This is a genomic window from Weizmannia acidilactici (assembly GCF_008974225.1).
In the GTDB taxonomy this organism is placed as follows: domain Bacteria; phylum Bacillota; class Bacilli; order Bacillales; family Bacillaceae_C; genus Weizmannia; species Weizmannia acidilactici.
On the sequence record NZ_BKZR01000016.1, the window covers coordinates 15,362 to 31,704 of the forward strand.

The window sequence follows — 16,343 nt, forward strand, 5'->3', positions numbered from 1 at the left end:
TGGCGGCCATGTTAGTAGCAGAGCGGCTGGAACTACACGCGAAAACACAGCCCGACCGTATCATTACATCTTACCAGGGAAAGGGGAAAGGAATTGACATACGCACAGTTTTTCGGACAGGCGAAAAGCCTAGCCGCGTATTTTCAGCAAAAAGGTTACAAAAAAGGCGACATTATTGCCCTTTTCCTTCACGATGAGCTGTTAATTTCTTATTATGCCTGCCATCTCGGAGGTTTTACAGTCATGCCCGTCAACGCGAAACTTGCCCCGCCGGAAGTACAATATATTTTTACACATTCCGAAGCAAAAGCCCTCATCTATGATTATCGTTTTCACGATGCATTACAGGAAAACAAGCAAGAATTTGAGAAATTTCATGACCGTTTGGTAGTCGGCGGCGAAAATACTTTTTCAGCTGCTGCCGGGCAATATGGAAACTATTATCAGAGACCTTATACGGATGCTGAAGATACGGCTGTCATCTTTTATACTTCCGGCACAACTGGAAAACCAAAAGGAGTGATGCTATCTGCTGCGAATGTCCGTGCTGCAGCGCAAATTTGGTCGGAAGCGATGGATTTATCCGCCAAAGACCGCGTGCATATTGTAACGCCGCTTTTTCATTGTGCGGCCTGCCATGTCTTCAGCATACCGGTCATTTACCAGGGTGGCACAATTATCATAGAAGAACATTTTTCGCCTGAGAAAACGCTCGATACGATGGAAAAAGAGAAGGTGACGGTTTTTTTTGGTGTGCCGGCGATGTACAGCATCCTGCTCGGCACGCCGAAAATGGCACAAGCCGATTTATCCCGTCTGCGTCTGTTCTGTTACGGGGCTGCGCCGATGCCGTATGAACTCGTACGGCAGCTGAAGACGCGTTTTCCAGAAGTGAAAGTGCAAAACCTTTACGGCCAAACGGAAAACTCGCCTGCTGCTTCCACATTAAAAGACCATTATGCCTTGGAAAAAATCGGTTCTGTCGGCGAAGTGCTGCCGCAAACGGAGATCAGGGTGGTGGATGACTACGGCAATCCGGTCTCAGTTGGAGAGGTTGGCGAAATTGTTGTAAAAGGTCCGCAAGTGATGAAGGGCTATTTGAAAAATGACGAAGAGACCCGTCGGACGCTGCAGAACGGCTGGCTGTACAGCGGGGATCTTGGCCGTTTTGATGAAGACGGATTGCTGTATTTGGTTGGCCGTAAAAAAGATATGCTAATTCGTGGCGGAGAAAATGTGTATCCTGTTGAAGTGGAAGAAGTGCTGTATGAAATGCCGGAAATATTGGAAGCTGCAGTGATCGGCATCCCGCACGAAGTATATGGGGAAGTCCCGAAAGCTTATATTGTTCTGAAAGAAGGGAGAAATCTTAGCGAAGAAGCTGTGCTTGCTTATTGCGCAAAGAAGCTTGCGAAATATAAATGGCCTGCCGAAGTGAAATTTTTGGACGCGCTTCCCCGCAATGCGAGCGGTAAAGTCATGAAACATGTTTTACGAAAACAAAATTCATAAAAAGGAGTGTATGATCTGTATGTTATCTGCCTTAACGCCGTTGGATTGGAAACGCAGGGCTGTCAAATACTATCCGGACAAAGTGGCGGTGGTTGACGGAGAAAAGCAATTTACGTATAAAACTTTCGGGATGCGTGTTGACAAGCTGTCTATTGCGTTGTATCGGGCCGGCATTCGCGCGCACGACCATGTAGCGGTGATGCTGCCGAATACACATTACATGCTGGAGTGCTTTTACGGTATAGGGCAGCTCGGCGTTGTCATGGTGCCATTAAATTATCGTCTGTCGACGGACGATCTAAAATACATCATTAACCACAGCGATGCCAAAATTTTAATTGTGGATGAGGAATTTTGCAAACCGATCGAGCAGGTGAAGGATGAACTTTCGCTTGATCAAATCATAATAGTTTCGGTTGATGGATTTCAAACTTCATTGCAAGGCATTGATTACGAGGCGTTTATCGATCAGGTGCCGGATGATGCCGTCGTGCCGTCCGTTGAAATTGATGAGAATCAACTGCTTACGATAAACTACACGAGCGGCACAACTTCCAAACCAAAAGGCGTGATGTTGACGCACCGGAATAATTATATCAACGCAGCTGATTTTCTGTACCATCTCAATGTCCGCCATGATGATGTGTATTTGCACACACTTCCGATGTTCCATGCAAACGGCTGGGGCGGTGTGTGGGCGATTACGGCAGCGGGTGCGACTCATGTCTGCCTGCGGAAAATTGACCCGCCTGTAATTCTTGATATGTTTGAAAAGAAAGGCATCACGATGCTTTGCGGCGCGCCGACAGTTGTCAATATGCTTGTGAACGATCCGAAAGCAATAGAAATTCAGATGAAGAACAGCCTGCGCATGGCGACAGCCGGTGCCCCGCCGGCAGCGGCATTGATCCAAAAAGCCCAGGAAATTCTCGGATTAACGATGATGCATGTTTACGGGCTGACTGAAACGACGCCTTTCATTTTATACTGTGAATGGAAAAAAACGTTTGATTCCAAGAAAGCGGAGGAACAGGCCGCGATTAAAGCAAGACAGGGCATTGAACTGGCTTTTAACGGTGAAACGAAAGTGGTGCGCCAGGACGGCACAGAGGTCGAATGGAATGGCAAAGAACTGGGGGAAATTGTGACGCGTGGAAATGTGGTAATGAAAGGTTATTATAAAGATCCGCAAATGACGGAGGTTGCCTTCCGGGGAGGATGGTTCCATACCGGTGACTTGGCGGTAACGCATCCGGACGGTTATATCGAAATCCGCGACCGCGCAAAAGATATGATAATATCAGGCGGCGAGAACATATCTTCAACCGAGGTGGAGGGCATCCTTTATAAGCATCCGGATGTCCTAGAGGCAGCCGTGATCGCCATACCGGACGAGAAATGGGGAGAAGTGCCGAAAGCCATCATCGTCCGGCAGGAAAATGCAACGGTGACGGAAGAAGAAATCATCTGGTTCTGCCGGGACAATATGGCACATTTTAAAGCGCCGAAAGCCGTTGAATTTGTTGATTCGCTGCCCAAAACGGCAACAGGTAAACTCCAGAAATATCGCTTGCGGGAAATGCATTGGAAGGGACCGAAAAAAGTAAATTAAAAAAATTGAAAACCGGCGTATGCCGGTTTATTTAGCGAATAGATAAACCAAAATACACTATGTGCGGACAACACAAACTTTCACATGGCGCCCAAAATGAGTGGATCAACCTTTCAGACAAGATAATATCTAACTGTTTTATGTGCTAATAACACAAAAATTATTAAAAGATACAGCATGCAGTGCAAAAATCGGCAGCAGAAATCCGCTGATTAAGGAATAATTTCAAACAGTACTATGTGCTAACAACACATCTAAAAAAAACAAAGACACAATTAAGATAACGTCTGTTCGATTCAAAATTTTTGTGTGCCAGGAACACACTTTACTATAATAAAAGAAAAAGAGGTGATCGAAATGGCAGAGAGGCGGCAAAGGGAAAGCACCGGTTTTTTAATCAAGCAGCGTGCTTTTTTAAAATTATATATCATCACCAATATTGAAAACGGGCGCTGGTACGGGCTGCAATTATTGGACGAATTGAAAAAAGAATTCAAACCGTTCGGGTTCGAACCGCAGCATTCCGAAATTTACCGGGCGCTTCATGAACTGGAAGATGATGAGCAAATTTTAACAAAAATGAAAGTAAAACAGGACGGGGCGAAAAGAAAAGAGATTGTAGTATATAAAATTAAAGACAGTGAAAAAGCGAAAGCTTATAAAAAGCTCGTGAAAGCCGATTTGGAACGGTGCGAACAGCTTTTGCGGAAAGCAATCCGCGATAATTTTCCATAAAAAAGTCGGTTGGGGTGTCCTGCCGGCTTCCGTTATTTTACGAGCCCGAGTGTTTTTAATCCATTATAAATGCCGGAATCTGTTACACTTGCCGTCCGCCGTTTCGCATAAGGAAACAGTTCAGGGTCGCTGTTGCCCATGGCAAAACTTTCGCCGGCAGCCAGCAGCATTTCTTTGTCATTCATGCCATCGCCGAATGCTATTGCATTTTCTTTCGGGATGCCAAGCAAGCCGAGTGCGTTTGTGACGGCGATCCCTTTGTTGACCGTATCGAGAATGACATCATAACAGTGCCCGAACCCTTCGAGATTGACCTGGGATAAATGCAGCCCAGGGTATGTTTCATACAGCGATGCTTCATCCCCGTGGATGTTTACGAACGTAATTCCCAATATTTGGTCATGTACCTCAGGTGTGTATAAAACATTCTGGCGGAGATGCAGTTTTTTCAAAAAGCTGTCCAGGACGGGGGAATCAAAAGACGTAATAAAATTTTGCCGGTCCGTATACAAAATCGCTTCATGGCTGTGCTTTGCGGCAATTTCGATAAATTCATCCACCATACTGCTGTCCATCACGGTTTTAAAAAGATTTTTGCCCCTGTGGACTGCTAACGCGCCATTATACCCGATCATGGATTGGATATTCAGTTCGTCCGCAAGCCAGGAAATTTCATGGATCGGCCTTCCGGTTGCAAGAAATACTTCCACTCCCTGCTTCTGTACTTCGGCAACAGCCTGCTTTGTTGAGGGCTGGACCGTGTCATCAGGTGTTAAAATCGTTCCGTCAATATCCAAAAACAATGCTTGATATTGTGCCATCATTTCGCTCCAATATGTAAGAATTTACAATTCATACTTTACCATGATCAAAAAGATGTGAAAATCCTTTGTAATTGTTTGCCGGTAATTTTTCATGTTATGATAGGGTTAAACAGCTGGATACCATCCATAAAATAATATACGGGGTGCTAATAAAAATGGACAAAGGAAACCATCAATCTTATCAACCGAAAAGCGATAAAAATTTTACTGCGCTGATTATCACCGTCTCGATTATCGCAAATATTATTATTTTGCTTTTATTTTTTACAAACATTGGGTATAAAGGAAAAGTAAATTTTGATATTTATATTCTTCCAAGAATGAATGCCATTTTTAACAGCTTTACGTTTATTTTTCTCATCAGCGCTTTGTTTGCTATTAAACGTAAAAATATTCAAGTCCATAGGGGATTCATTTTAGCGGCGTTTACGTCTACTTTCCTGTTTTTGCTTTCTTATTTAACATTCCATTATTTTGCTCCTAAAGATATACACTATGGCGGTACAGGAGCCATCCGCACCATTTACTTTTTCATTTTGACCACACACAGCATCCTCGCTGCAATCATTGTGCCGCTAGCTTTGTTCGCACTTGTATGGGGATGGACAATGCAGGTGAAAAAGCATAAAAAAATTGTCCGCTGGGCGATGCCGATCTGGCTGTACGTCAGCATCACCGGTGTCATTGTTTATTTAATGATGGCGCCTTATTATTAATAGAAAAACACCAACCATTCCTTGCGGGTTGGTGTTTTTTAGGTGCGGATCCATACAACTTTCGTCACAAATCCTTGATTTTTATCGAAAATTAAGGATTGTACATGTATAATAGGAAACTGGGTGAAAACTTTTAAGAAGGAGGAATCAACTGATGGGATGGATATTGGCGATACTATTTGCAGTATCCGCGGTGTTGTTTATCATGTCGATGGCAAAAGCGCGCAGCCATGCTAAAGATGAGCATCGGGAAGTTGAAATGGTCCATTTATCCTTAATGGATGAAATCAATAGTTTAAAAGACAGCATCCGGAATGTTGAACTGGATATGGAAATTCTTGAAAAAGAATCCGGTATCCAGCTTTCTATGGCAGAAAAACAATTTAAGCGTGAAGTGCTGGATTTATATAGACGCAACTACTCCATTGAAAGCATTGCAGGGAAAAAACAAGTATCTGTAAGCCAAATCCAGGACATTTTGGCACCATATATGGCGGAGAAAAACGAAAGGAGCAAGGTTGTCGGTGGGAATGAATAAATTGAGCAGCTTTGCCGCTGGAATTTTGATCGCCACGGCCATTACAGGAGCCGTTTATTTTTCCGGAACAGGTGAAGCAGCGAACAAAACGACTGACAAAACAAAAACAACAGCAAGCACGCAGCTTACCGAAAAACAAATGAAGGATAAACTGGAAAGCGCCGGTTATATTGTGCAGACAAAAGCTGAATATGACAAAAACTTGGCAGATGCCAAATCATCTGCACAAAAATCTTCTGCTACAAATCATCACACAAAAACAGTAAACCGTGTCGTCTTCAAAGTGACGGACGGCATGACAAGCATTGATGTCGGCAGACTGCTTGAGAAAGCGAAAATTGTGGACGATGCTTTTAAATTCTCCAAAGATGTGGAAAAGAAGGGCGTTGAAAACAATTTGCGCCCGGGCACTTATGTTGTCGACAGTACAATGTCTTATAATGAAGTGATTTCAACAATTTTCAAAAATCGGTAAAATAGGCTGCCAAATGCCTGAAAAAAGGCTTATGGCAGCTTTTTTGTGCTTTGATGCCCTTAGCAAAATTGGTTTTTCGTAATCTTTCTCCTGATACTGCGGTTCGCGAAATTTTCTTTACAATTTTATGGTTTAAAATGTTAAAATTAAATAAACAAGGAGGGGATACCATGAAAAAGAATAAATTAGCCATTGTCGGCGTCGGTCATGTTGGTTCATATGTACTGGCAGATGCCATGAAACTGGGTCTCTTTTCTGAGATTGCGGTGATCGATAAAGATGAAGGGGTGGCTTTTGGCGAAGCGCTCGACCAGCAACATGCCACAGCACTTACATATATGACCAATATAACCGTTAAAGCAGGGGATTACGCGGAATGTGGGGATGCTGACGTTATTATTTGCGCAGCAGGGCCGAGTGTGATCCCTTCGGATGAGGAGGAAATGCCGGACCGGGCAGGGCTTGCTGTGACAAATGCCGCAGTAATCCGCGAAGTGATGGCAGGCATTACGAAATATACAAAAGAAGCCGTCATTATTTTTATCACAAACCCGCTCGATACGGTTGTCTACATTGCCGAAAATGAATTCGGCTATCCTAAGGGACGGATTTTCGGCACAGGAACTATGCTTGACTCGGCCCGTCTCCGTCAAATTATTGCCGCTAATTACGGCATTGATCCGAAAAGCGTGACCGGTTATATGATGGGGGAACACGGGTTCACGGCTTTCCCGGTATTCAGCCGCTTAAATGTGCAAGGATTCGGAGAAAAAGAACTGGATAAGGTTTTTGGCGGAAAAGAACCGCTGGATAGGGAAACTTTCCGGCAAAAAGTCATCAAAACCGCTTTTGACGTCTTTAACGGAAAGGGCTGGACAAATGCCGGCGTTGCCCAAGCCGCTGTAACGCTGGCAAAAGCCGTCATGCTTGATGAAAAAAGCGTTTATCCGGTTTCAACAACCTTGCATGGCCAATACGGCTATAACGGGGATGTCGCCCTCAGCATCCCTTGTGTGATTGGCCGGAACGGGGTAGAACGGCAGCTCGAAATTGGGCTCGATGAGCAGGAAACAGCATGGCTGCATGAATCAGCAAAATCCATACAGGAAACGATGAAAACGGTGAAAACCGGAAAAGCCTTTATTGGCGCTTAATCCGGAACCAAATCCGCTGCTAGACAGGGCAGCGGATTTTACAGACCATTGCTTTTGTGAAAAATTTCATAAACTTTGTATCCTGCTCCGTTTTTATCGATTATAATAGATTTTATAAACCTATTTTCATAGAGGAGAAAAATACATGGCATTTAAACTGATCGCATTCGATATGGACGAAACACTTCTAAACGACAACCATGAAATTTGCCAACGAAACATTGAGGCTATCAAAAAAGCAAAAGAACAATACGGTATCAAATTTGTGCCGGCAACGGGAAGGGGCTATTTATCGATCCAGCACGATTTAAAAACGCTTGGCTTATATGATGAACCGGGAGAATATGTCATATCTTTTAACGGAGGTGCCATAACCGAAAACAAAGGAAACCGCCTGCTGCAGTTCAGGGGGCTTGATTTTTATAAAATGAAAGAAATTTTTGAGTTCGGCCTGAAAAAGGATGTATGCATGCACGTGTACACGAAAGATAAGCTTTATGTATACCAGTTGTCGGAGAGCGAAAAGTTACGCCTTTTAAACCACAAACTGGAATACACCGTGATGGAGGAAAACACCGTCGATTTTCTTGAGCACGAACCGATTTCAAAAATTTTATATCAAAATTTAAATATACCGTATCTTCGGTCTCTGGAACCGGAAATGGCCCATATTACGGACGGATATTGCACCGTCAGCTATTCCTCAAACCGCTATATGGAATTTAATGCGATTGGCGTGGACAAGGGGCAGGGGCTGAGAGATTTGGCAAAAATACTCGGGATCGATTTAAAAGATACCATCGCTGTCGGGGACAATTACAATGATTTGGCGATGCTCAAAACGGCCGGATTGCCGGTTGCCGCTGGAAATGCTGTCGAGGAAATCAAAAAGGTGTGCAGCTACACGACGAAAGCCGACAATAATGAAGGGGTTGTCGCGGAACTGATTGAGAAATTTATTTTCCGCTGAATTTATGTTGTCTTTCGCTCAATCAGTTCAAATTTTAAGCCCGTAAGTGGTATTGTTTTTCCTTCAAGCCGGTTTTGGATAATGGAAAAAGCATTTCTAGCCTGCCCGCCGATCGGGTAATTGATCGTGGTGATATCCAACAAACGGGCAATATCCGTATTATCAAATCCGCAGACGGCAAAATCCCCGGGCACGTTTAAGCCAAGCCTTTTCGCTTCGGATACAAGGCCGGCAGCAAAACGGTCGTTCGGCGCCATAAAAGCATCCGGTTTGTCGGCGGTATTTTTCCACCAGTGCGCCATCTCTTCGCCATCTCGGATTGATCCTTTATGATAAAAATGGGGAAGGGCGTGTTCATTTAAACAGTATTTCCGGCAGAAATCACGGAAAGCTTCCATTCTGCCTATTGTGTTTAAATGGCCGGGGTTTCCGTAAACATTTGAAATTTTGCGGTAACCTTTTGCATGGAGGTGTTCAAGGCCGAGCATATATCCTTCGTACTGATCCATAAAAACGGAAGGAATTTCTTTCATGATGACCCGCTGCCAGGTGACAATCGGCCCGTATTTTGAATACTGGGCAATCGTGTCCCAGTCATTTGCCCGAATGACGACCGCCAGCGCGTCTATTTGTCTGCGGCGGAGCGACTCAAGCGCATCCCGTTCTTTTTTTGGATCTGCGTTTGTCAAAAATAAAGTAATATTATAGCCTTTCTCCTGGGCTGCCTGCGCAAAATTGCCCAAAAAAGTATTAATCTCGTCTCCTAAATAAGGTGCTGCGATGCCGATTAGCTTCGTTGCGCCTTTTTTTAATGAAACGGCGTTCAGATTCGGGACATAATCCAATTTTTCCATAACCGCCTGCACTTTTTTTCTCGTTTCCCAACTGACATAGCCGCTGTTGTTCAGCACCCTTGAAACCGTGGAAGGTGATACCCCGGCAAGTTTGGCAATCTCTCTTATATTGGCCATCTGTTGCCACCCCTTTTTGTTTCTAGTATAGCAAAGAAAACGCTTGACATGGAATGCATTCCACCAATTAAGCTAAATTATGAAAAAACTTAACTGGAGGGTGCGCACATGAAAAAAGGAATTAAAATTGCAACGATCGGCGGCGGTTCCAGCTATACGCCGGAACTGGTAGAAGGTTTTATTAAACGCTATGATGAACTGCCTGTGAAAGAACTTTGGCTCGTTGATATAGAAGAGGGGAGGGAAAAACTTGAGATTGTCGGCAATATGGCGAAAAGAATGGTCAAGGCAGCAGGCATTGACTGCGAAGTTCATTTAACGCTAAACCGCCGTGAAGCGTTGAAAGATGTCGATTTTGTCACAACCCAATTCCGCGTCGGGTTGCTCGATGCTCGCATTAAAGATGAACGGATTCCGCTCAGCCACGGGATGATCGGCCAGGAAACAAACGGCGCCGGCGGAATGTTTAAAGCGTTCCGTACGATTCCAGTGATTTTGGATATTGTAAAAGACATGAAAGAACTTTGCCCGGATGCATGGTTGATCAATTTTACCAATCCATCAGGCATGGTGACGGAAGCTGTTCTTCGTTACGGAAAATGGGAAAAGGTGATCGGCTTGTGCAATGTGCCAGTTGGTGCCGTCAAAAGTGCGGCCGAGGTTTTAAATAAAAAAGAAGAAGACCTGTTCTTTAAATTTGCCGGGATCAACCATCTGCATTGGCACCGGGTATTTGACAAGGATGGAACGGAACTTACGGAGAAAGTCATTGACGCGCTGTACGGGCCGAATGCCGACCCGGCCGTAGTTGTCGAAAACATTAAAAACATGCGTTTCTTATACGAACAAGTGAAAAATTTAAAAATGCTGCCATGCCCGTATCACCGTTATTACTACATGACGGATAACATGCTGAAAGAGGAGCTGGAAGCCTTCCATAACGAAGGAACGCGCGGGGAAGTCGTTAAAAGGATAGAGGCCAAATTGTTTGAACTTTATAAAGATCCGAATCTCGACCATAAACCGGAAGAACTGTCCAAAAGGGGCGGGGCGCATTACAGCGATGCAGCATGTGAAATCATTAATTCCATCTACAATAATAAAGGGACCGTAATGGTCGTGTCGACAAGAAACAACGGTGCCATCGATGACCTTCCTTATGATTGTGCGGTCGAAGTTTCAAGCATTATCCGGGCACACGGGGCAGAACCAGTCAACTTCGGTAAATTTCCGCCGGCCCAGCGCGGTCTCCTGCAATTGATGAAAGCGATGGAGGAATTAACGATTGAAGCCGCTGTGACCGGAGATTACGCAACGGCATTGCAGGCGTTCACGCTCAATCCGCTCGTACCCAGCGGCGATATCGCCAAAACTGTTTTGGACGAAATGTTGGAAGCGCATAAAGATTACTTGCCGCAGTTTTTCCCGAAAGAAGCTGCCGTACATTGAGTTGAATCAAATCATGTAAAAGGGATGTCCTGCCTGGGTCATCCCTTTTACATGTCAAGCGTAAGAGGAGAAAAACCTTCCGCCGATTTAGGAAAGTTTTTGTTTTACCGCCTTTTCTTTTTATTGTCCGAAAGAAGCGCTTGTCTTTTCACTACCGGTTCGAATGTGACCTGAACATGAAAGATGTTTTCTCCTTTTTCTGATACACCGGCCACTTTTCCTTTCCGGCCTTTTATTTTAATATCCTGGCCAGCAGTGGGAATTTCATCCATCAGCCGGCTCAGCACAAGCAGCCGGCCTTCAAAATAATGCACGACAGCCATTAAAATCTCTCCCATAAACTGTTTCTTTATACATATGAATGAGACAACATTTTGATTCATGGAACAGCATTTTGTGATGGATAATTGAACAAGTGGTCAAAGCATGCTAATTTGAAAGAAGCCGGATCAGGACTTTGAAAGCAGGATTTTCGTGTCAAACCATAACTCATTATACTTGGTTATTTTGCTATAACTGATCCCAAATCTTATTCAGTATGGAATATGACATCAGATAAAGAACCTTTAATTAATTTATTGACTTTTTATCTAAAATCAATCTGCCTTCAGCAACTAAATATGAATGTAAATCAGTTGTATCTCGTTATCATTGTGATGTAAATGAGTAGATTGTTGATTTGTTCCCAAATATTTCCTCTGTAATAGCGGATATTTATTGACATTACGTAGATATGTTTCATATAATTAAAACAATCGTATGAACATATGAATTATTGTTCATATATAAAAGGGTGTGACAAAATGAAAAACAAAATGATAACAGTAGAAGTATGTGAAGAAACTTGTGGCAGAACGATTATTCATGCAGAAGTCGTAGCAAAAGTTAAAGAAAAGATCCCAAGTATAGAAATCTTAACTGAGATGGCGGATCTATTTAAAATACTTGGGGATCGAACAAGAACACGTATTCTATACGCTTTATTTGAATCGGAAATGTGTGTATGTGATTTAGCGTATTTACTCGGTATGTCGCAATCTTCTATTTCTCATCAGTTGCGGGTATTAAAGCAAGCCAAGCTAGTAAAAAATCGAAAAGAAGGAAAAGTAGTGTATTATTCACTTGCTGATAGTCATATCATTCAGATTTTTGATCAAATATTGCAACACGTTAATGAAGATAAAATATAAAAGGGAAGAGAGACGAGAAACGGATGGAAGAGCAAAAACAGAAGATAAAGCGAGAATTTACGTTAGAAGGATTGGATTGTGCGAATTGCGCCATGAATATTGAAAATGGTGTAAAAGGAATAGCAGGTGTTTCAGCTTGCTCTGTTAATTTTGCAACCAAAACACTTACGTTGGAAACAGAACAAACAAAAGAGGAAACTGTTGTATCCGAAGTAAAGAAAAAAGTAAAATTGTTAGAACCGCATATTAACCTACAAGAAAAAGGAATCATTACTCGAACTTTATACTTAAAAGGATTAGATTGTACGAATTGTGCTGCAAAAATCGAACAAGAAGTGGGACAGCTAGAGGGTGTTACATCATCCATTGTTGATTTTGTTTCCAAAAAACTAATTTTTGTAAGTTCTAATCCATCTAACATAGATCGATTAGAAACAGAAGCGACAAAGATTATTAAACGATTAGAACCGGAAGTAGAAGTCTTGTCAGAATCGCACGATCATGAACGTGATCATTGCAATGATACCGGAAGTGAAGACACGAAAAAATTGTTAGTTCGATTAGGAATTAGTGCCATAATAGCCGGAATTGGGATGTTCGCACCTGTTTCCAGTACTGTACAGCTCGGATTGTTTCTTATTGCCTACATTATTATAGGGGGAGACATTGTTCTTAAAGCGGTTAAAAATATTCTGAGAGGGCAAGTGTTTGATGAGCACTTTCTAATGGCTCTAGCAACTATCGGAGCATTTGCCGTCAAGCAGTACCCAGAGGGAGTAGCTGTTATGCTATTCTATCAAGTAGGCGAATTATTTCAAGGGATTGCGGTTAATCGTTCCCGCAAGTCTATCAGTGCATTGATGGATATTTGGCCAGACTATGCTAATGTAAAGGTCGGTAATGATATTCAACGAGTGTCTCCAGAAGAAGTGAGAATTGGAGATCTCATTGTGGTAAAACCCGGTGAAAAAGTTCCATTAGACGGAAAAGTCGTAGAAGGTAGCTCTATGGTGGACACATCTGCTTTAACAGGAGAATCAGTCCCACGGGAAGTGGAAGCTGGAAGTGATGTGTTAAGTGGTTTCATTAATAAAAATGGAGTCTTAACGATTGAAGTTTCAAAAGGATTTGGAGAATCAACTGTATCTAAGATTTTAGACCTTGTCCAAAATGCAAGTAGTCGAAAAGCACCAACAGAAAACTTTATTACTAAATTTGCTCGTTATTATACACCTGTAGTTGTGATCGTTGCAGTTGCATTAGCCTTCATTCCACCACTTGTAATAAGTGGAGCGACGTTTTCAGATTGGGTGTATCGGGCATTGGTATTCTTGGTTATTTCGTGTCCATGTGCGCTTGTTGTTTCCATCCCACTCGGATTCTTCGGGGGAATTGGTGCTGCATCCAAAGCGGGTATCCTTGTAAAGGGTAGTAACTATTTAGAAGCTTTAAATGATGTGAAATATGTTGTATTCGACAAAACGGGTACGTTAACCAAAGGTGTATTTAACGTAACAAGTATCCATCCAACGGGTGCAATGTCTAAAGAAGAATTGTTGGAATATGCAGCGTTTGCAGAAGTTCATTCCGACCATCCGATTGCCCAATCTATTCGAAATGCATATGGACAAGTGATTAAAGAAGAAGCTATCCGAGGTTATAATGAGATCTCTGGACATGGGATTCAAGTAACAGTCAATGGAAAAGAAATCTTAGTTGGAAATGCAAAGCTCATGACAAAAGAACAAATCTCGTTCAAAGAGCCAAATGAAATTGGAACCATTGTTCATGTCGCAGTAGATAAACAATATGCGGGATACATTGTTATTTCAGATGAAGTAAAAGAAGATTCAGCACAAGCTATCCGTTCATTAAAGAAACTAGGTATTAAAAAGACAGTCATGTTGACGGGAGATGCCAAAACAGTCGGAGACATAGTAGGCAAAAAGTTAGGACTGGATGAAGTACATGCCGAATTGTTGCCGCAACATAAAGTAGCAGAAATTGAGAAGTTAGATGTACAAAAATCTCCAAAGGAAAAACTCGTGTTTGTCGGTGATGGTATTAATGACACACCTGTTCTGGCACGAGCAGACGTAGGCATAGCAATGGGGGGATTAGGTTCTGATGCAGCCATTGAGGCGGCAGACATCGTCATTATGACAGATGAACCTTCTAAGATCCCAACGGCCATTGGAATCGCAAGACAAACTCGTAAAATTGTCTGGCAAAATATTATGTTTGCTTTAGGAGTGAAGGGAATTTTCCTTCTATTAGGTGCTTTGGGGATTGCAACAATGTGGGAAGCTGTTTTCTCAGATGTAGGTGTCACAGTACTAGCCGTTCTAAATGCCATGCGGGTGTTACGAGTGAATCAAACTTTATAATAAAAAGCCAACCTGGTTTTAAGTCAATATTTTGGACACCGAAAAATGAAATTTAAATTATGATCCCATTCCATATTTTTCCTTTAATCTTTAGTTGCTTGACATGGAGCCTCTGCGGACGTGGTGTTTTGCGAAGGGCGAAAGGGACACATGATTTCTTTCGCATAGGCACCAGCCTACCACGCCCGCCACTCCATGTAAAGCAGACGCTTGTAACTATATGCAAAGATTTATGATGCCCCTTTGATACGATCTTCTACTTCCTGTGGTGCCATGTAACCAAGACAGCTATGAATCCGTTTCCGGTTGTACCAGCCTTCTATATATTCGAATAAGGCTCTTTTCGCTGAATAAAAGTTCAAATATTTAACTCTGTAAATCTCTTCTTTTTTCAGAATCGCATGGAAAGACTCAATGCAGGCATTATCATATGGGTAACCTTTTTACTGAAGGAGTACTTAAACTGCTTCTTTTCCATGTATTCAGCAAATTTTTCGCTTGTATACTGGGACCCCAAATCAGAATGCAAAAGGCCGTTGTGCTTGATAAGCATTTTCTACTGCCTTAAGGGCCAAATCAGTCGTCATATGGCGGTCAAAAGAGTAGCCGATAATCTTTCTGGTATGCAAGTCCATGACAGAAGCCAGGTAACTTTCAAGTGTAGTGATAGCAGGTAGGATGATTTTGTTTTTTCTTAGAAAATCTATGCATTCATGTAGTAGATGAATAGCACCCCCATTTTCCAAAGCTAATTGATGAAGATGCTTAAATGACATTCAATATTCTTTTAGTGTAAAAGTTACAAAGTCGTATTCATTACGAATTTCTTTCAAATGATCCCAAAGTGTATTTTCTCTTTGAGGATAAAGACTAAGCGAAGATGGAGTGGCACCGATTTGTTCGATATATAATGTATGATGAATCTGGGATGCTTTTGATATGAGTGTATGGCCAACCGGGATGCCGAAGAACGGCTAATTGAACGGCGAACCCTAAACGGTTTTCTTCTCTCCTTCGCTTATTTATAATTTCTAAATCTCGTTTGGAAAAAGTGTAGTAGGTTCCTTGTACCCACTAATCTTTAGGAATTTGCATAAAGGCCTGTCGCTGTTCCGGTGTAAGCAATTCTTTACCTCTCGCAATTTTCATACAGTATCATCTCATTCTGCAATTATTTTATATATCAATAGAGTGTAGTAGACTGATAAAATCATAGTTAAGAGTGTCTCATAAGACTTGTCTCAAAAACCGTGTCAGTTCGACTAGCCAAAATCCTTCAAGGCAATTTCAGCAATTGAACTAAATCGGAATGGATATTATTTTTGAAGAAAAAATTTCTGGAGCAACAAAGGATCGTGAGCAACTTCAAAAATGTTAGAGGATTTACAGGAAGGTGACATTATTTATGTTGCAGACTTAACTCGGATCACTCGAATTACGCAGGATTTATTTGGATTGATTACATACGGGGGAAAAAGGCCAGTTTAAAATCATTAAAGGATACCTGGTTAGATTTATCAGAAGATAATCCAAACAGCCAATTCTTAATTACGATAATGGCTGGTGTTAACCAATTAGAACAAGATCTTATTCGTATGCGTCAACGTGAAGGGATTGAACTGGCCAAGATAGAAGGAAAGTTTAAAGGCCGATTAAAGAAATGTCATAAAAATCAGCAGGTATGAATTATGCAGTAAAGCTATATAAAGAAGGGAGTACGACTGTAAAGCAAATTTGTGAAATTACAAATGGATCTAGAGCTTCATTATATAGAAAGCTACCGGAAGGGAACAAATAATCATTCCTTATT

14 protein-coding genes and 3 pseudogenes are annotated in these 16,343 nt (G+C 42.2%); 12 read left to right on the plus strand and 5 right to left on the minus strand.

The features are described from left to right. Nucleotides 1–93 precede the first annotated feature (93 nt). The 3 genes from GBH70_RS07760 (at nucleotide 94) to GBH70_RS07770 (ending at nucleotide 3,859) form a co-directional block, all read left to right on the plus strand. Nucleotides 94–1,512 carry a class I adenylate-forming enzyme family protein gene (locus tag GBH70_RS07760; protein ID WP_308696993.1) on the plus strand — a complete coding sequence of 473 codons (1,419 nt, stop codon included), beginning with the start codon at nucleotides 94–96 and terminating at the stop codon, nucleotides 1,510–1,512. 19 nt (nucleotides 1,513–1,531) lie between these two features. After that, on the plus strand, nucleotides 1,532–3,124 hold the full coding sequence (locus GBH70_RS07765; protein ID WP_151680510.1) for a long-chain-fatty-acid--CoA ligase: 1,593 nt from the start codon (nucleotides 1,532–1,534) through the stop codon (nucleotides 3,122–3,124). Between the two features lie 357 nt (nucleotides 3,125–3,481). After that, nucleotides 3,482–3,859, plus strand: coding sequence for a replication termination protein (locus GBH70_RS07770; protein WP_151680511.1), 378 nt, complete (start codon nucleotides 3,482–3,484; stop codon nucleotides 3,857–3,859). A gap of 32 nt (nucleotides 3,860–3,891) precedes the next feature. Here the strand turns inward: GBH70_RS07770 and GBH70_RS07775 are convergent, their stop codons facing one another. Continuing rightward, a complete protein-coding gene (locus GBH70_RS07775) occupies nucleotides 3,892–4,680 on the minus strand; it encodes an HAD family hydrolase (RefSeq protein WP_151680512.1) in 789 nt (262 codons plus the stop codon). Between the two features lie 158 nt (nucleotides 4,681–4,838). On the opposite strand from GBH70_RS07775, the gene GBH70_RS07780 reads away from it, so the two are divergent. The 5 genes from GBH70_RS07780 (at nucleotide 4,839) to GBH70_RS07800 (ending at nucleotide 8,536) form a co-directional block, all read left to right on the plus strand. After that, nucleotides 4,839–5,399: a DUF420 domain-containing protein gene (locus GBH70_RS07780; RefSeq protein WP_151680513.1), complete on the plus strand. Its 561-nt coding sequence runs from the start codon at nucleotides 4,839–4,841 to the stop codon at nucleotides 5,397–5,399. 154 nt (nucleotides 5,400–5,553) lie between these two features. Further along, complete coding sequence (locus tag GBH70_RS07785; RefSeq protein WP_151680514.1) at nucleotides 5,554–5,937, plus strand: hypothetical protein; 384 nt, start codon at nucleotides 5,554–5,556, stop codon at nucleotides 5,935–5,937. Next, the gene (locus GBH70_RS07790; RefSeq protein ID WP_151680559.1) at nucleotides 5,930–6,412 is read left to right on the plus strand and encodes an aminodeoxychorismate lyase; all 483 of its coding nucleotides are present in this window, start codon (nucleotides 5,930–5,932) and stop codon (nucleotides 6,410–6,412) included. The genes GBH70_RS07785 and GBH70_RS07790 overlap by 8 nt, the downstream gene beginning before the upstream one ends. Before the next feature lie 170 nt (nucleotides 6,413–6,582). Then, the gene (locus GBH70_RS07795) at nucleotides 6,583–7,566 is read left to right on the plus strand and encodes an L-lactate dehydrogenase (protein ID WP_151680515.1); all 984 of its coding nucleotides are present in this window, start codon (nucleotides 6,583–6,585) and stop codon (nucleotides 7,564–7,566) included. A 145-nt stretch (nucleotides 7,567–7,711) separates the two neighbouring features. Continuing rightward, complete coding sequence (locus tag GBH70_RS07800; protein ID WP_151680516.1) at nucleotides 7,712–8,536, plus strand: Cof-type HAD-IIB family hydrolase; 825 nt, start codon at nucleotides 7,712–7,714, stop codon at nucleotides 8,534–8,536. A gap of 2 nt (nucleotides 8,537–8,538) precedes the next feature. Here GBH70_RS07800 and GBH70_RS07805 read toward each other — a convergent pair whose 3' ends face one another. Beyond that, the gene (locus tag GBH70_RS07805) at nucleotides 8,539–9,507 is read right to left on the minus strand and encodes a LacI family DNA-binding transcriptional regulator (protein ID WP_151680517.1); all 969 of its coding nucleotides are present in this window, start codon (nucleotides 9,505–9,507) and stop codon (nucleotides 8,539–8,541) included. A 108-nt stretch (nucleotides 9,508–9,615) separates the two neighbouring features. Between GBH70_RS07805 and GBH70_RS07810 the strand changes: the two genes are divergently transcribed. Beyond that, entirely contained in the window at nucleotides 9,616–10,956 is a 1,341-nt protein-coding gene (locus GBH70_RS07810; RefSeq protein ID WP_151680518.1) for a 6-phospho-beta-glucosidase, read from the plus strand. A 104-nt stretch (nucleotides 10,957–11,060) separates the two neighbouring features. On the opposite strand, the gene GBH70_RS07815 is transcribed toward GBH70_RS07810, so the two are convergent. Beyond that, nucleotides 11,061–11,279 carry a hypothetical protein gene (locus GBH70_RS07815; protein WP_151680519.1) on the minus strand — a complete coding sequence of 73 codons (219 nt, stop codon included), beginning with the start codon at nucleotides 11,277–11,279 and terminating at the stop codon, nucleotides 11,061–11,063. A 492-nt stretch (nucleotides 11,280–11,771) separates the two neighbouring features. Between GBH70_RS07815 and GBH70_RS07820 the strand changes: the two genes are divergently transcribed. Both GBH70_RS07820 and GBH70_RS07825 read left to right on the plus strand, forming a co-directional pair. Beyond that, a complete protein-coding gene (locus tag GBH70_RS07820; protein WP_371862154.1) occupies nucleotides 11,772–12,146 on the plus strand; it encodes an ArsR/SmtB family transcription factor in 375 nt (124 codons plus the stop codon). A 23-nt stretch (nucleotides 12,147–12,169) separates the two neighbouring features. Next, on the plus strand, nucleotides 12,170–14,533 hold the full coding sequence (locus GBH70_RS07825; RefSeq protein ID WP_151680521.1) for a heavy metal translocating P-type ATPase: 2,364 nt from the start codon (nucleotides 12,170–12,172) through the stop codon (nucleotides 14,531–14,533). 230 nt (nucleotides 14,534–14,763) lie between these two features. Here the strand turns inward: GBH70_RS07825 and GBH70_RS17145 are convergent. Both GBH70_RS17145 and GBH70_RS07835 read right to left on the minus strand, forming a co-directional pair. Next, nucleotides 14,764–15,183 (minus strand): annotated as a pseudogene (locus GBH70_RS17145) (DDE-type integrase/transposase/recombinase); the annotation flags it as partial. After that, nucleotides 15,183–15,682, minus strand: a pseudogene (locus GBH70_RS07835) (DUF4158 domain-containing protein); the annotation flags it as partial. The pseudogenes GBH70_RS17145 and GBH70_RS07835, both read right to left, overlap by 1 nt. A 73-nt stretch (nucleotides 15,683–15,755) precedes the next feature. On the opposite strand from GBH70_RS07835, the pseudogene GBH70_RS07840 reads away from it, so the two are divergent. Beyond that, nucleotides 15,756–16,331 (plus strand): annotated as a pseudogene (locus GBH70_RS07840) (recombinase family protein). The last annotated feature ends 12 nt before the right edge of the window (nucleotides 16,332–16,343 follow it).

Excerpts from the sequence above, each read along its gene's own strand:
- GBH70_RS07795 (WP_151680515.1), top strand. The coding sequence starts at position 6,583 with ATGAAAAAGAATAAATTAGCCATTGTCGGCGTCGGTCATGTTGGTTCA.
- GBH70_RS07825 (WP_151680521.1), top strand. The coding sequence starts at position 12,170 with ATGGAAGAGCAAAAACAGAAGATAAAGCGAGAATTTACGTTAGAAGGA.
- GBH70_RS07815 (WP_151680519.1), bottom strand. The coding sequence starts at position 11,279 with ATGGCTGTCGTGCATTATTTTGAAGGCCGGCTGCTTGTGCTGAGCCGG.
- GBH70_RS07820 (WP_371862154.1), top strand. The coding sequence starts at position 11,772 with ATGATAACAGTAGAAGTATGTGAAGAAACTTGTGGCAGAACGATTATT.
- GBH70_RS07810 (WP_151680518.1), top strand. The coding sequence starts at position 9,616 with ATGAAAAAAGGAATTAAAATTGCAACGATCGGCGGCGGTTCCAGCTAT.
- GBH70_RS07790 (WP_151680559.1), top strand. The coding sequence starts at position 5,930 with ATGAATAAATTGAGCAGCTTTGCCGCTGGAATTTTGATCGCCACGGCC.
- GBH70_RS07765 (WP_151680510.1), top strand. The coding sequence starts at position 1,532 with ATGTTATCTGCCTTAACGCCGTTGGATTGGAAACGCAGGGCTGTCAAA.
- GBH70_RS07775 (WP_151680512.1), bottom strand. The coding sequence starts at position 4,680 with ATGGCACAATATCAAGCATTGTTTTTGGATATTGACGGAACGATTTTA.
- GBH70_RS07805 (WP_151680517.1), bottom strand. The coding sequence starts at position 9,507 with ATGGCCAATATAAGAGAGATTGCCAAACTTGCCGGGGTATCACCTTCC.
- GBH70_RS07780 (WP_151680513.1), top strand. The coding sequence starts at position 4,839 with ATGGACAAAGGAAACCATCAATCTTATCAACCGAAAAGCGATAAAAAT.
- GBH70_RS07770 (WP_151680511.1), top strand. The coding sequence starts at position 3,482 with ATGGCAGAGAGGCGGCAAAGGGAAAGCACCGGTTTTTTAATCAAGCAG.
- GBH70_RS07785 (WP_151680514.1), top strand. The coding sequence starts at position 5,554 with ATGGGATGGATATTGGCGATACTATTTGCAGTATCCGCGGTGTTGTTT.
- GBH70_RS07800 (WP_151680516.1), top strand. The coding sequence starts at position 7,712 with ATGGCATTTAAACTGATCGCATTCGATATGGACGAAACACTTCTAAAC.